12 protein-coding genes are annotated in these 12,618 nt (G+C 65.8%); 9 read left to right on the top strand and 3 right to left on the bottom strand.

The features are described 5' to 3' along the window. Positions 1–67: 67 nt before the first annotated feature. On the bottom strand, positions 68–349 hold the full coding sequence (locus ASE66_RS25105; RefSeq protein WP_057192456.1) for a hypothetical protein: 282 nt from the start codon (positions 347–349) through the stop codon (positions 68–70). A 223-nt stretch (positions 350–572) separates the two neighbouring features. Between ASE66_RS25105 and ASE66_RS25110 the strand changes: the two genes are divergently transcribed. The 3 genes from ASE66_RS25110 (at position 573) to ASE66_RS25120 (ending at position 3,424) form a co-directional block, all read left to right on the top strand. Continuing rightward, the gene (locus ASE66_RS25110; protein WP_156412322.1) at positions 573–2,261 is read left to right on the top strand and encodes an ArnT family glycosyltransferase; all 1,689 of its coding nucleotides are present in this window, start codon (positions 573–575) and stop codon (positions 2,259–2,261) included. A 66-nt stretch (positions 2,262–2,327) separates the two neighbouring features. Continuing rightward, entirely contained in the window at positions 2,328–3,080 is a 753-nt protein-coding gene (locus ASE66_RS25115; protein WP_057192457.1) for a glycosyltransferase family 2 protein, read from the top strand. Beyond that, positions 3,080–3,424 carry a lipid-A-disaccharide synthase N-terminal domain-containing protein gene (locus tag ASE66_RS25120; protein ID WP_057192458.1) on the top strand — a complete coding sequence of 115 codons (345 nt, stop codon included), beginning with the start codon at positions 3,080–3,082 and terminating at the stop codon, positions 3,422–3,424. The genes ASE66_RS25115 and ASE66_RS25120 overlap by 1 nt, the downstream gene beginning before the upstream one ends. A gap of 9 nt (positions 3,425–3,433) precedes the next feature. On the opposite strand, the gene ASE66_RS25125 is transcribed toward ASE66_RS25120, so the two are convergent. Next, positions 3,434–4,180 carry a transporter substrate-binding domain-containing protein gene (locus ASE66_RS25125; RefSeq protein WP_320409792.1) on the bottom strand — a complete coding sequence of 249 codons (747 nt, stop codon included), beginning with the start codon at positions 4,178–4,180 and terminating at the stop codon, positions 3,434–3,436. Then, positions 4,153–5,343: a cystathionine beta-lyase gene (gene metC, locus ASE66_RS25130; RefSeq protein WP_057192460.1), complete on the bottom strand. Its 1,191-nt coding sequence runs from the start codon at positions 5,341–5,343 to the stop codon at positions 4,153–4,155. The genes ASE66_RS25125 and metC overlap by 28 nt, the downstream gene beginning before the upstream one ends. A gap of 273 nt (positions 5,344–5,616) precedes the next feature. Between metC and ASE66_RS25135 the strand changes: the two genes are divergently transcribed. From ASE66_RS25135 to ASE66_RS25160, 6 genes are all read left to right on the top strand, one after another. After that, the gene (locus tag ASE66_RS25135) at positions 5,617–6,642 is read left to right on the top strand and encodes an amino acid ABC transporter substrate-binding protein (protein WP_057192461.1); all 1,026 of its coding nucleotides are present in this window, start codon (positions 5,617–5,619) and stop codon (positions 6,640–6,642) included. A gap of 148 nt (positions 6,643–6,790) precedes the next feature. Continuing rightward, complete coding sequence (locus tag ASE66_RS25140; RefSeq protein WP_057192462.1) at positions 6,791–7,810, top strand: amino acid ABC transporter substrate-binding protein; 1,020 nt, start codon at positions 6,791–6,793, stop codon at positions 7,808–7,810. A 180-nt stretch (positions 7,811–7,990) separates the two neighbouring features. After that, complete coding sequence (locus ASE66_RS25145) at positions 7,991–8,968, top strand: amino acid ABC transporter substrate-binding protein (RefSeq protein ID WP_413814297.1); 978 nt, start codon at positions 7,991–7,993, stop codon at positions 8,966–8,968. Between the two features lie 142 nt (positions 8,969–9,110). Further along, positions 9,111–10,301 carry an amino acid ABC transporter permease gene (locus ASE66_RS25150; protein WP_057192464.1) on the top strand — a complete coding sequence of 397 codons (1,191 nt, stop codon included), beginning with the start codon at positions 9,111–9,113 and terminating at the stop codon, positions 10,299–10,301. A 10-nt stretch (positions 10,302–10,311) separates the two neighbouring features. Then, on the top strand, positions 10,312–11,691 hold the full coding sequence (locus ASE66_RS25155; RefSeq protein WP_057192465.1) for an amino acid ABC transporter permease: 1,380 nt from the start codon (positions 10,312–10,314) through the stop codon (positions 11,689–11,691). Between the two features lie 17 nt (positions 11,692–11,708). Further along, the gene (locus tag ASE66_RS25160; RefSeq protein ID WP_413814298.1) at positions 11,709–12,497 is read left to right on the top strand and encodes an amino acid ABC transporter ATP-binding protein; all 789 of its coding nucleotides are present in this window, start codon (positions 11,709–11,711) and stop codon (positions 12,495–12,497) included. Positions 12,498–12,618 lie beyond the last annotated feature (121 nt).

Below are 12,618 nucleotides of genomic sequence, written 5' to 3' on the forward strand. Positions count from 1 at the left end.
GCCGGAGCGTCAACCCTCCATCCGAGATAGGGTTCCGCTGCCCCGGCCGCCAGCGACGCCGCGGTCTTCAGTCCTCTCGCCCCCAATTGCGCAGCTGGCGGATCGTCGGCAGCGTCGGACGCCTGCGCCAGAAGGTCAGGGCGAGATGGCCGGCGAAACCGATGATGAAGCCGGGCAAGGCTGCTCCCAGCGTCGCGGTGACCAGTCCCATGGCGCAGCCGCCGGAATCGCCGGGGCCGCACTTCGGATCGAAGATCAGCACCACCGCCACGACGGCGAAGGCCGCCAGCATCGCCAGCAGCATGCCGAGGCAACCGATCCAGATCGCCCGCAGCGCGATCCTCACCATGGCTATCTCCGGATCCGTCCCGCAGGGCAAGCGCAGACGCGGCGTCGCCGCAGCCCGTGGCTGCATCTTGCCGTGGTTCGCGCGAAGTCGTAAACGCCCGGCGGCCGGATCGGTCATGATCGCGCCCGAAAGGCAGGGCATGGCCCGGACGAATTCGCCGGATCTCTGGTCGCTGCCAACAACCTCCAAGTTCCAGCCCCTGCCGCGGCTGCAAGGAGTATAGATGATTTCGCTCGGCTCCGGTCTCGACCGGCTCGCTAGCTTCGCGTCCGCGAGCCACCGGCGCGCCTGCCTGCTGCTGGTCCTGCTGTCGCTGGCGGCATTCCTGCCCGGCTTCGCCAGCCTGCAGCCCTTCGACCGCGACGAGCCGCGCTTCGCCCAGGCCAGCAAGCAGATGCTGGAGACGCGCGATTTCGTCGACATCCGCTTCCAGGACGAGGCCAGGCACAAGAAGCCGGTCGGGATCTACTGGCTGCAGGCGGCCAGCGTCGCAGCCGGCGAGGCGCTCGGCGTGCCGCAGGCGCGCACGACGATGTGGCTCTACCGGCTGCCTTCGCTCATCGGCGCGATCGCGACCGTGCTGCTGACCTATTGGGCTCTGCTTGCTTTCGTCGGCGCGCGCCTCGCCTTGCTCGGCGGTGCGTTGATGGCTGCGGCCGTGCTGCTCGGCGTCGAGGCCCGCTTCGCCAAGACCGACGCCCTGCTCGCCGCCTGCGCGGTCGCCACCATGGGCGCGCTCGCCCGCGCCTGGCTCGACTGGACGCGCTCGCTCGCCTTCGTGCCGAGCCGCCACAACTGGCTGGTGTTCTGGTCGGCGACGGCACTCGGCCTGCTGCTCAAGGGGCCGATCGTGCCGATGGTCTGGGGCCTCGCGATCCTCGTCCTCGCCATCCGTGAGCGCTCGCTGCGCTGGCTCGCCCCGCTGCGGCCCGGGCTCGGCCTGCTGCTCTGCCTCGTCGTCGTGCTGCCCTGGTTCGTCGCGATCGCGGTGAAGACCGGCGGCAACTTCTTCGCCGAGAGCGTCGGCAAGGACATGCTCGCCAAGGTCGGCGAGGGGCAAGAGAAGCATTGGGGCCCGCCCGGCCTCTATCTGCTGCTGTTCTTCGGCACCTATTGGCCCGCCGCCGCGCTTGCGGCGATGGCGATTCCCTTCGCCTGGGTCAAGCGGCGCGAGCCGCAGATCCTGTTCCTGCTCGCCTGGATCGTGCCGTCCTGGCTCGTCTTCGAGGCGGTACCGACCAAGCTGCCGCACTACGTGCTGCCGCTCTATCCCGCGATCACCGCGCTGCTCCTGCTCGCTCTGGTCAATGGCGGCATCAACCGTTTCCGCCGCGGCTCCGACCTGACGGCCTTCCTCGTGGTGCTGGTGCCGGCGGCGCTCGTCGGCGTGCTGCTCTATGGCACCTGGACGCTCGACAAGACCTTGCCCTGGCTCGCTCTGCCGGTGCTGGCGCTGGCGCTCTTCGTCGCCTTCCGCAGCTTCCTGGCCTTCCGCGAGGGCGCTTTCGAGGGCGCGCTCTGGCGCGGGGTGGTCGCGAGCCTGCTGCTCGGCGCCGGCGTCTACGGCCTGGCTTCGCCGAGTCTGCGCGGCCTCAAGCTGTCGCCGCGGCTGGCCGAGGCGGTGCAGGCCGTGAGCTGCCAAAACCCGCAGGTGATGACCGTCGGCTATCGCGAGCCCAGCCTCGTCTTCCTGGTGGGCACCGACCTGCGCATGGGCGCCGACGGCAGCGCCGCTGCCGGCTTCCTGCGCGAGCCCGGCTGCCGCGTCGCGCTGGTCGAGGGCCGTTTCCTCGACGGTTTCCGGCAGGGCCTCGCCGCGTCGGGAGTGGCGCCGCGGCTGCTGACCACGATCACCGGCTTCAACCTCAACGGCGGCAAGCGCCTCGAGATGAGCGTCTATGTCCGCGAGTGATCGACGCTTGCCCCGTCGCGGCGCTTGACGCAGTTTGCGCGCCGCAATGCAGAAAGACTTCAATCCGTGACCGAACCCGTGCCTTCAGACGGCCAGCCCAGGCTCAGCATCGTCGTGCCGGTGCGCAACGAGCAGGGCAACATCGCCCCGCTCATCCGCGACATCGAGAGCGCCTGCGCCGGCATCGGCGCCTTCGAGCTGATCTATGTCGATGACGGATCGAGCGACGGCACCGCCGCGGCGCTCGCCGACCTCGCAGTGACGCGGCCCTGGCTGCGGGTCGTGCGCCATGCCCAGTCCTGCGGCCAGTCGGCGGCGGTGCGCAGCGGGGTGAGGGCGGCGAAGGCGTCGATCGTCGCGACCCTCGACGGCGATGGCCAGAACGATCCTTCCTTCATCCCGGCGATGCTGGCCCAGCTAGAGGCGGCGGGTGCCTCGGCCGGCATGGTCCAGGGCCAGCGCGTCGGGCGCAAGGACACCGGCTTCAAGCGCATGCAGTCGCGCATTGCCAACAAGGTCCGCGGCGCCATCCTCAAGGACGGCACGCGCGACACCGGCTGCGGCCTGAAATGCTTCCGGCGCGACGCCTATCTGGCGCTGCCCTATTTCGATGCGCTGCACCGCTTCATGCCGGCGCTCGTGGTGCGCGAGGGCCTCGCCGTGCTGCACCACGACGTGCGCGATCGCCAGCGCCTGACCGGCGTCTCGAATTACGGTTTCTTCGACCGGCTTTGGGTCGGCATTCTCGATCTCGCCGGTGTCTGGTGGCTGATCCGGCGCCGCAAGCATGTGCCGCAGATCGCGACGGAGGCGCGCTGATGCTCATCGACCTGCAGAACATGATCGGGGATTATTTCCACGACGTCTTCGTCAACAATGTCGATTGGTGGGTGCTGCTCGGCGTGGTCGCACAGGGCCTCTTCACCATGCGCTTCGTCGTGCAGTGGCTCGCCAGCGAGAAGGCGCAGCGCTCGGTTGTCCCGATGACCTTCTGGTGGTTCTCGATCGGCGGCGGCATGCTGCTCTTGGTCTACGCGCTTTATCGCCGTGACCCGGTCTTCATCCTCGGCCAGGGCTTCGGGGTCTTCGTCTACCTCCGCAACCTGCAATTCGTGCTGCGGGCCAAGGCACGCGGCGAAGATACGAACTCCAGCCCCAGCTGAAACGAAGCCTCAGTATTCGCCGGCCGGGAAGCGATGGCGCGCCATCATGGCGCGATGCCAGTCGTTGCCGATCAGGTCGGTGAGCGCCGCGTCGAATCGCTCCCGCAACGCTGGGTGCTGCTTGCCGAAGGCGAAGGCCCCGGCGGCAGGAGCGCTCTCGCTGGCGGGCACGCTGACGATCGCCAGCTCCGCATCGGGCTGGCGGGCGAGGTAGCCGCGATGGGCCATGGCGACGCTGGCATAGGCGTCGGCCCGGCGGTTCTTCACCGCAGCCACGGCATCCTCTTGCGTCGCGACACTGAAAATGCGCTCCGGAGCGATGCCGGCCGCTAGTCCGGCCTGCTCCTGGACCTGGCCACCGACGACCACCAGCCGCGCGCCGGCCGCGGCGACCGCGCGATAGCCTGTCAGCCGTGCGCGATCGCCCACTCGCACCAGCAATCCGTCGGCAAGCGCCCAGACCGGACGGCTGAAATCAACGAGCCGCCTGCGTTCTGCGGTGACGAAGAGCGGCGTGGTGAGCGTCCAGCGCCCGTTGGCGAGCCCGGGCAACAGCTCGGCGAAGGTGGTCAAACGTTGTTCGAACGCGGTGATGCCGAGCGCCCGCAAGGCGGCGGTCACCAGCTCGACATCGCAGCCCTGCGCAGCGCCGTTGGCCGCCGGCCAGCAGAAGGGCGGTTCGTCGAGATAGGCGAAGACGATCGGCCCGTCCGCTGCCGTGACGGCGTTCAGCTCGCGGCCCTCAGGCGCGCGAATCCCGCGTCGAGATCCTCCTTCAGGTCCTCGAGGTCCTCGAGGCCGATATGGAGGCGGATCGTCGGGCCCTTGAAGCCGGGCTTGGTCGCGGTGCGGTAGGGCGTGCAGTCGAACGGCAGCACCAGGCTTTCATAGCCGCCCCAGGAGGCGCCCATGCCGAACAGGGCGAGATCGTCGAGCATGGCGGCGACCGCCTTCATCGACACAGGGTGCAGCTCGATCGCGAAGAGCGAGGAGGCGCCGGTGAAGTCGCGCTTCCAGATGGCGTGACCGGGATCGTCGGGTAACGCCGGATGCAGCACGCGGGCGACCTCGGGACGAGCGGCGAGCCAGTTCGCCATCTCGATCCCCGCCGGCATCTGCTCCTTCAGCCTGACCGCCATGGTGCGGATGCCGCGCAGCGTCAGGAACGCGTCCTCCGGCGCGATGATCAACCCCAGTGTCTCCCAGGCCTCGCGCAGGCGCTTGTAGAGCTCGGGCGTGCGGGCCGAGACGGTGCCGATCAGCACGTCGGAATGGCCGGCATAGTATTTGGTGCCGGCCTGAACCGAGAGGTCGACGCCGAATGCGTGCGCATCGAAGAAGAGCGGCGTGGCCCAGGTGTTGTCCATCATCACGAGCACGTCGCGCGCATGCGCCGCCGCGACGATCGCCGGAATGTCCTGCATCTCGAAGGTCTGCGAGCCCGGAGACTCGGTCCACACGGCTTTGGTGTTAGGCCGGAACAGCTTGGCGATGTCGGCGCCGGCCGCCGGATCGTAGTAGCTGACCTCGATCCCGTAGCGGGGCAGCATCTTCTCGCAGAAGATCCGGGTCGGGCGGTAGACGCTGTCGGTCACCAGAAGATGATCGCCGGCGGAGAGCATCGCCAGCATCGGCAGGGTGCAGGCGAGCAGGCCGGAGGGCACCACGACGGAGCCTGCGCCGCCCTCCATCGTGTTCACCGCCGCGAGCAGCGCGTCGATCGTCGGGTTACCTTGCGTGCCATAGGTGTAGCGCGCCTTGCGGACGAGGAAGTCCTGCGTGTTCGGATAGACCACCGTCGAGCCGCGCACGATCGGCGGGTTGACGAAGCCGTAGCTGTCGCTCGGGTCGCGGCCGGCGAGGGCGAGGCGGGTCTTCTCGCGCAGCCGCGCGAATTCGGGCTTGGACAGTTTTTTCATGGACCGGGAGGCACGCGCGGGCGGGATCGGGGCGGGGCGGGTTGTGGTCGCACTTGACCACCTCCGGAAAGTCGCATGTGATGCTCGCAGTGAAAAGAGATGGGGGCACGGGGCGCCTTTGCTTGACGCTCATGCACGGCTCTGGCAATCGGCGCGCGCCGTACTTCGACTAATGTTTAGGCATCGAACGGGATGAAAAGTCGCGACGATGCGGGGGGATCGGCACGTTCCGGCCGGCAGATGCCGGCGGGGCAATCAACGGGAGAGATCAAGATGAAGAAATTCATGGCAGCCGCGGTGGCCGGGTTCGGCTTCGCGCTGGTTGCGGCGAGCGCGCAGGCCCAAGCGCCTCAAGTCCTCGCTCAGGTGAAGAGCCGCGGCATCCTGAACTGCGGCTCGAACACCGGCCTCGCCGGTTTCGGCGTGCCGGATGCGCAGGGCAGCTGGAAGGGGCTCGACGTCGATTTCTGCCGTGCCATTGCGGCGACGGTGTTCAACGACCCGACCAAGGTGAAGTTCATCCCGCTCTCGGCCAAGGACCGTTTCACGGCCTTGCAGTCGGGCGAGGTCGACGTGCTCGTGCGCAACTCGACCTGGACGATGTCGCGCGACACCGCGCTCGGCCTGCAGTTCACCGGCGTGAACTACTATGACGGCCAGGGCTTCATGGTCCGCAAGAAACTCGGCGTCACCTCGGCGCTGCAGCTCAGCGGCGCCTCGGTCTGCACCCAGCAGGGCACCACCACCGAGCTCAACCTCGCTGACTTCTTCCGCGCCAACAACCTGAAATACGAAGTCGTCGCCTTCGCGACCTCGGACGAGACGGTCAAGGCCTATGATTCCGGCCGCTGCGACGCCTTCACCACCGATGCCTCGGGCCTCTATGCCGAGCGCCTCAAGCTGACGGCGCCGGACGATCACATGGTCCTGCCGGAGATCATCTCGAAGGAGCCGCTCGGCCCGGCGACCCGCAATAACGACTCCCAGTGGTTCGGCCTGGTGAAGTGGGTCCACTACGCCATGTTGAACGCCGAGGAGCTCGGCGTGACCAAGGCGAATGTCGACGAGATGCTGAAGTCGAGCAATCCGGAGATCAAGCGCCTGCTCGGAACCGAGGGCAAGTTCGGCGAGAGCGTCGGCCTGACCGCCGATTGGGGCTACCGGATCATCAAGCATGTCGGCAATTACGGCGAGAGCTTCGAAAGCAATGTCGGCCAGGGCTCGCTGCTGAAGATCGCTCGCGGCCAGAACGCGCTGTGGACCAAGGGCGGCCTGCAATACGCGCCGCCGGTTCGCTGAAGAGCTTGAGCGGGGCGGGTGCCATCGGCTCCCGCCCCGATTCTCTCTAAAATGACTGGAAACGGAGGGTTCGCCCGGACCGGTACGGTTCGGGACGCGCCACCGACCGAGAACGGGACGAACCCGTTCCGCCAGACAGGGGATACGCATGATCAGGATCATCAGCGCGGCGCTGTTCGCCGTCGCGGCAGTATTCAGCTCCGCGAACGCGCAGGCGCAGCAGACCCTCGCCCAGATCAAGAGCAGGGGCGTCCTGAACTGCGGCTCCAATACCGGCCTGATCGGTTTCGGCGCCCCCGACGCGCAGGGGAACTGGAGCGGCCTCGACGTCGAGTATTGCCGTGCCATCGCCGCGGCGATCTTCAACGACCCGGCCAAGGTGAAGTTCATCCCGCTCTCGGCCAATGACCGCTTCAAGGCCCTGCTGGCCGGCGACGTCGACGTGCTCGTGCGCAACTCGACCTGGACCATCACGAACGACACGCCGCCCGGCCTGCTCTTCACCAACGTCAACTACTATGACGGTCAGGGCTTGATGGTGCGCCGCAAGCTCGGCGTCATGTCGGTGATGCAGCTGGCCGGCGCCTCGATCTGCGTGCAACGGGGCACCACGACCGAGCTCAACGTCGTCGATTATTTCAAGATCAACAATCTCAGGCACACCATCGTCGCCTTCGATACCGGCCCCGAGACACTCAAGGCCTACGATGCCGGCCGCTGCGACGCCTTCACCACGGATGCCTCGTCCCTTTATTCCGAGCGCCTGAAGCTGACAGCGCCGGACGACCATATGGTTCTTGTCGAGATCATCTCGAAGGAGCCGCTCGGTCCGCTGACCCGCGACAACGACTCGCAATGGTTCAAGCTGGTGCGCTGGGTCCATTTCGCCATGCTGAATGCCGAGGAGCTCGGCGTGACCAAGGCCAATGTCGATCAGATGCGGGGATCGACAAATCCGGAAATCAAGCGCCTGCTCGGCATCGACGGCAAGTTCGGCGAGGGGCTCGGCCTGAGCAATGACTGGGCGTACCGGATCGTCAAGCATGTCGGCAATTACGGCGAGAGCTTCGAGCGCACCGTCGGCAGCCGCTCGGTGCTGAGGATGTCGCGCGGCCAGAACGCGCTCTGGACCAAGGGGGGATTGCAGTACGCGCCCCCGATCCGTTGAGTTTTTTTGGAAGGGCACCTCCGTTTTTTGTCAGGGAGAGAATGAGGAGAATGACGCCGGCAGGGGCTGGCCTGGAGCTTGCTAGTTAATCGAGAGCGGGAAAACCCGTTCCGCCAAACAGGGGACAGAACAATCATGATCCAAGTCATTGGCGCGGCGCTCATCGCCGTCTCCGCCGCCATGTGCGCGAGCGGAGCACTGGCCCAGTCGCCTACGCTGGCGCAGGTCAAGAATCGCGGCATCCTGCACTGCGGCTCCGGCACCGGTCTCGCCGGTTTCGGCATCCCTGATCAGCAGGGCAATTGGTCCGGCATGGACGTGGACATCTGTCGCGCTGTCGCCTCGGCCATCTTCAACGATCCGGCCAAGGTCAAGTTCATTCCACTTTCGGCCAAGGACCGCTTCACCTCGTTGCAATCGGGTGAGGTCGATCTCCTGTCGCGCACCACGACCTGGACGATCTCGCGCGACACCGCGCTCGGCCTGAACTTCGCCGGCGTCAACTACTATGACGGCCAAGGCTTCATGGTGCGCAAGAAGCTCGGCATCGATTCGGTGTTGAAGCTCGCGGGGGCCTCGATCTGCACCCAGCAGGGCACCACGACCGAACTCAACCTCGCCGACTATTTCCGCACCAACAAGATCAAGTACGAGGTCGTCGCCTTCGCCTCCAACCAGGAGACGGTCAAAGCCTATGAGGCCGGTCGTTGTGACGCCTTCACCACCGACGCCTCGGGCCTTTACGCCGAGCGCCTGACGCTCTCGAATCCGGATGATCACATGGTGTTGCCGGAGATCATCTCGAAGGAGCCGCTCGGCCCGGTCGTGCGTCATGGCGACGATGTCTGGCTCGATATCGTCAAATGGTCGCTCTTCGCCATGATCAATGCCGAGGAGCTCGGCATCACCAAGGCGAATGCCGACGAGATGCTCAAATCCGACAATCCGGAGATCAAGCGCTTCGTTGGGACCGAAGGCAAGTTCGGCGAGCCGATGGGCCTGACCAATGACTGGGCCTATCGGATCGTCAAGCATATCGGCAATTATGGTGAGAGCTTCGAGCGCAATGTCGGCTCCGGCTCGCTGCTGAAGATCGCCCGCGGCCAGAACGCGCTCTGGTCCAAGGGCGGGCTGCAATACGCGCCGCCGATCCGGTGAGAACCGCCGATGCGTGGCTCCGCTGCGCATCGGCCATTGAAGCTGTCTTGTTCCGGCGAACCGGATAAGAATACGGGCTGGCAGTGATCCGCAGGGGTCGCTGCCGGACCCTCGGTCGCCAACACTCAGAAGGGCGTCAGACGTGTCGATTACTTCCGCAGAGGTCAAGCCGGGCAAAGCCTCGCTGCTCTACGACCCGAAGATCCGGGGCTATTTCTATCAGATCCTGCTGCTCGCCGTGGTGGGCTTCGTGATCTGGTCCGCCGCGTCGAACGCGATCGAGAACCTGCGGGCTCAGAAGATCGCCTCCGGCTTCGGCTTCTGGCACAACGCCTCCGGTTTCGACATCAACCAGAAGCTGATCCCCTATGACGCCTCAAGCGGCACCTATGGCCGCGCCTTCTGGGTCGGATTGCTGAACACGCTGCTTGTCGCCGCGATCGGCATCGTGCTGGCGACTTTCCTCGGCTTCTTCGTCGGCGTCGCCCGGCTGTCGAGCAACTGGATCGTCTCGAAGATCGCGATGATCTATGTCGAGGTCATCCGCAACGTGCCGCTGCTGCTGCAGTTGTTCTTCTGGTACAATGCGGTGCTGAAGCCGCTGCCCAATCCGCGCCAGTCGATCGAGCTTCCGGCCGGCTTCCTGCTCAACAATCGCGGCCTCTACGTCCCCGATCCGCAGTTCGGCCCTGGCGGCAACCTGATCATCTGGGCGTTCGTGATCGGCCTTGTCGTCACTTTCGTCTTCCGCTCCTGGGCTCGCAAGCAGCAGGCGGCGACGGGTAAGCAGTACCCGATCGGCCTGATTGCCTTTGGTTTGATCATCGTCCTGCCGACGCTGGTCTATTTCGCCACCGGGCGGCCGATCACCTTCGTCTATCCGGAGCTCGCCGGCTTCAACCTGCGCGGCGGCATCCAGATCTTCCCGGAATTCGTCGCGCTGCTGGTCGGCCTCACGACCTACACCGCCGGCTTCATCGCCGAGGTGGTCCGCGCCGGCATCCTCGCCGTCTCGAAGGGGCAGACCGAGGCAGCCAATGCGCTCGGCCTGAGGGCCGGGCCGACACTGAAGCTCGTGGTCATCCCGCAAGCGATGCGCGTGATCATCCCGCCGCTGACCTCGAACTATCTCAACCTGACCAAGAACTCCTCGCTCGCGGTCGCGATCGGCTACCCCGACCTGGTCCAGGTCTTCACCGGCACGGTCCTCAACCAGACCGGTCAGGCGGTCGAGGTCGTCGCCATCACCATGGCGGTCTATCTGACCATCTCGCTGGTGACGTCTCTGTTCATGAACATCTACAACAAGCGCATGGCGCTGGTGGAACGGTGAGGGCGCCCCAATGACCGACGCAACCACCGAAATGGCTCCCTACGCCTTCGTCCGCAGGGAAACGCTGGAGCAGCAACCGGCGCCGCTCTCCGTCGCCGGGCCGCTCGCCTGGGTCAGGCAGCATCTGCTCTCCAGCCCGCTCAACATCGCGCTGACGCTGGTCTGCCTCTACCTTGTCGTCGACACGGTGCCGGGGATGATCCGCTTCTATTTCCTGGACGCGGTCTGGACCGGCACGAACCGAGACGCCTGCCTCGCCGACAAGGTCGGCCGGCCGGTCGGGGCCTGCTGGGCCTATATCGCCGATCGCTTCCAGTACTTCATCTACGGCTCCTACCCGATCAACCAGCGCTGGCGGGTCAACATCGTCTTCGTGATGTTCGCGCTCGGCGTGGCCTGGCTGCTCTGGACGAGCGCGCCGAAGAAGAAGCTCGGCATCTTCTTCTTCTTCGTGCTGCTGCCGATCTCGGCCTATGTGCTGCTGCTCGGCGGCCCTGGTGCCGAGCGCTTCCTTGGCTTCTGCCTGACGCTGACGCTGGCGCTCGCCGCGCTTTACGTCGTGCTCTCCTTCGTGCCCCAAATCGTCCAGTTCTATATCGGCGCGGCGGCGGTCGGCGTGGTCCAGCAGCTTCCGGTCTGGAAGCGCTTCTGGGGCCCGAAGCAGCTCGTGCTGTTCGCGCTCATGGTCTTCGGCTTCCTCAGCCTGCTGGCGGGCGGCCCCGGTCTGCCCAGGGTCGACACCGGCCTCTGGGGCGGTATGACCGTGACCTTCCTGATCGCGGCGGTCGGCATCGTCTTCTCGCTGCCGCTAGGCGTGGTCCTGGCGCTCGGCCGGCGCTCGAAGCTGCCGATCATCCAGCTGCTCTCGGTGATCTTCATCGAGTTCGTCCGCGGCGTGCCGCTGATCACCGTGCTGTTCATGGCCAACACCATGCTGCCGCTGTTCGTGCCGCAGGAGTATTCGCCTGACCGGCTGCTGCGCCCGCTCGTCGGCGTCGCGCTCTTCGCCGCCGCCTACATGGCGGAGGTGGTGCGCGGCGGCCTGCAGGCGATGCCGAAGGGCCAGTACGAGGGCGCGATGTCGCTCGGTCTCGGCTACTGGAGCATGATGCGGCTGATCATCCTGCCGCAGGCGCTGCGTATCGTGATCCCGGGCATCGTCAACACCTTCATCGGGCTGTTCAAGGATACGACGCTGGTCACCATCGTCGGCATCTTCGACTTCCTGCGCACCATCGAGGCGACGCTGGTCGATCCGACCTGGGCGACGCCGACGACCCGCTCGACGGGCTATGCATTCGCAGCGGTTTTCTATTTCCTGTGTTGCTGGGGCATGTCCCGCTACTCGATCGCGGTCGAGAAGCGGCTCGCCGCCGGCCAGAAGCGTTGAGGGGAACAATCATGGCTATGGCAGAAACCACCAGCTCGCGCCCGACCGCGCTGAAGCAGACCGCGCTGAACACCGCGACGGCTGTCGAGATGATCGGCGTCAACAAGTGGTATGGCGAGTTCCACGTGTTGCGCGATATCAACCTGAAGGTGTCGCGCGGCGAGAAGCTGGTCATTTGCGGCCCGTCCGGCTCGGGCAAATCGACGATGATCCGCTGCATCAACCGGCTGGAAGAGCACCAGAAGGGCCAGATCATCGTCGACGGCACCGAGCTCACCAACGACCTGAAGAAGATCGACGAGATCCGTCGTGACGTCGGCATGGTCTTCCAGCACTTCAACCTGTTCCCGCATCTGACGATCCTGGAAAACCTGACGCTGGCGCCGATCTGGGTTCGCAAGATGCCCAAGAAGGATGCCGAGGAGATCGCGATGCACTATCTCAAGCGCGTCAAGATCCCCGAGCAGGCGTTGAAGTATCCCGGCCAGCTCTCCGGCGGCCAGCAGCAGCGCGTCGCCATCGCCCGTTCGCTGTGCATGAGCCCGAAGATCATGCTGTTCGACGAGCCGACCTCGGCGCTCGATCCGGAAATGGTCAAGGAGGTGCTCGACACCATGGTCTCGCTGGCGGACGAAGGCATGACCATGCTCTGCGTCACCCACGAGATGGGCTTCGCCCGCCAGGTCGCCGACCGGGTGATCTTCATGGACGCCGGCCAGATCGTCGAGATGAACGAGCCGAACGAGTTCTTCAAGAACCCGCAGCACGAGCGCACCAAGCTCTTCCTCAGCCAGATCCTGCACTGATCCGGCCCGACCTCTTGTCTCCTTGCGACGGCGCCTTCAGGGGCGCCGTTTGCATGTCAGCGGCCTCGATCGAGACGGTCCTGCGGGCGCATTCTGCGCCATTTCGGAACTTTTCGGGTTG

The sequence above is a fragment of the Allobosea sp. Root483D1 genome, assembly GCF_001429505.1.
Classification (GTDB): domain Bacteria; phylum Pseudomonadota; class Alphaproteobacteria; order Rhizobiales; family Beijerinckiaceae; genus Allobosea.